The organism is Streptomyces sp. NPDC101132 (assembly GCF_044759225.1).
Taxonomy (GTDB): domain Bacteria; phylum Actinomycetota; class Actinomycetes; order Streptomycetales; family Streptomycetaceae; genus Streptomyces.
In genome coordinates, this window is sequence record NZ_JBIVYX010000031.1 from 1 (window position 1) to 1,857 (window position 1,857).

The 1,857-nt window shown below is 56.7% G+C and carries 1 rRNA gene; it reads left to right on the plus strand.

Features of this window, described 5'->3' with window-relative positions:
- Positions 1-1,825 (plus strand): 23S ribosomal RNA (locus ACIQUR_RS35165); the annotation flags it as partial.
- Positions 1,826-1,857 lie beyond the last annotated feature (32 nt).

Below are 1,857 nucleotides of genomic sequence, written 5' to 3' on the forward strand. Positions count from 1 at the left end.
GATGGGTAGGGGAGCGTCGTGTGCCGGGTGAAGCAGCCGCGGAAGCGAGTTGTGGACGGTTCACGAGTGAGAATGCAGGCATGAGTAGCGATACAAGAGTGAGAAACTCTTGCGCCGATTGACTAAGGGTTCCTGGGTCAAGCTGATCTGCCCAGGGTAAGTCGGGACCTAAGGCGAGGCCGACAGGCGTAGTCGATGGACAACCGGTTGATATTCCGGTACCCGCTTTGAAACGCCCAATATCGAGCCCATTAATGCTAAGGCCGTGAAGCCGCCCTGGAGACTTCGGTCAAAGGGGAGTGGTGGAGCCGCTGACCCAAGGTGGTAGTAGGTAAGCGATGGGGTGACGCAGGAAGGTAGTCCAGCCCGGGCGGTGGTTGTCCCGGGGTAAGGGTGTAGGCCGTGTGGTAGGCAAATCCGTCACACGTTAAGGCTGAGACCTGATGCCGAGCCGATTGTGGTGAAGTGGATGATCCTATGCTGTCGAGAAAAGCCTCTAGCGAGTTTCATGGCGGCCCGTACCCTAAACCGACTCAGGTGGTCAGGTAGAGAATACCGAGGCGTTCGGGTGAACTATGGTTAAGGAACTCGGCAAAATGCCCCCGTAACTTCGGGAGAAGGGGGGCCACGCTTGGTGATCGGATTTACTCCGTGAGCTGGGGGTGGCCGCAGAGACCAGCGAGAAGCGACTGTTTACTAAAAACACAGGTCCGTGCGAAGCCGTAAGGCGATGTATACGGACTGACGCCTGCCCGGTGCTGGAACGTTAAGGGGACCGGTTAGTGACCTTTCGGGGTTGCGAAGCTGAGAACTTAAGCGCCAGTAAACGGCGGTGGTAACTATAACCATCCTAAGGTAGCGAAATTCCTTGTCGGGTAAGTTCCGACCTGCACGAATGGCGTAACGACTTCTCGACTGTCTCAACCATAGGCCCGGTGAAATTGCACTACGAGTAAAGATGCTCGTTTCGCGCAGCAGGACGGAAAGACCCCGGGACCTTTACTACAGTTTGATATTGGTGTTCGGTTCGGCTTGTGTAGGATAGGTGGGAGACTTTGAAGCAGCCACGCCAGTGGTTGTGGAGTCGCCGTTGAAATACCACTCTGGTCGTGCTGGATGTCTAACCTCGGTCCGTGATCCGGATCAGGGACAGTGTCTGATGGGTAGTTTAACTGGGGCGGTTGCCTCCCAAAGGGTAACGGAGGCGCCCAAAGGTTCCCTCAGCCTGGTTGGCAATCAGGTGTTGAGTGTAAGTGCACAAGGGAGCTTGACTGTGAGACCGACGGGTCGAGCAGGGACGAAAGTCGGGACTAGTGATCCGGCGGTGGCTTGTGGAAGCGCCGTCGCTCAACGGATAAAAGGTACCCCGGGGATAACAGGCTGATCTTCCCCAAGAGTCCATATCGACGGGATGGTTTGGCACCTCGATGTCGGCTCGTCGCATCCTGGGGCTGGAGTCGGTCCCAAGGGTTGGGCTGTTCGCCCATTAAAGCGGTACGCGAGCTGGGTTTAGAACGTCGTGAGACAGTTCGGTCCCTATCCGCTGTGCGCGTAGGAATATTGAGAAGGGCTGTCCCTAGTACGAGAGGACCGGGACGGACGAACCTCTGGTGTGCCAGTTGTCCTGCCAAGGGCATGGCTGGTTGGCTACGTTCGGGAGGGATAACCGCTGAAAGCATCTAAGCGGGAAGCCTGCTTCAAGATGAGTATTCCCACCTCCTTGAGAGGGTAAGGCTCCCAGTAGACGACTGGGTTGATAGGCCAGATGTGGAAGCCCGGTAACGGGTGGAGCTGACTGGTACTAATAGGCCGAGGGCTTGTCCTCAGTTGCTCGCGTCCACTGTGTTAGTTCTGAAG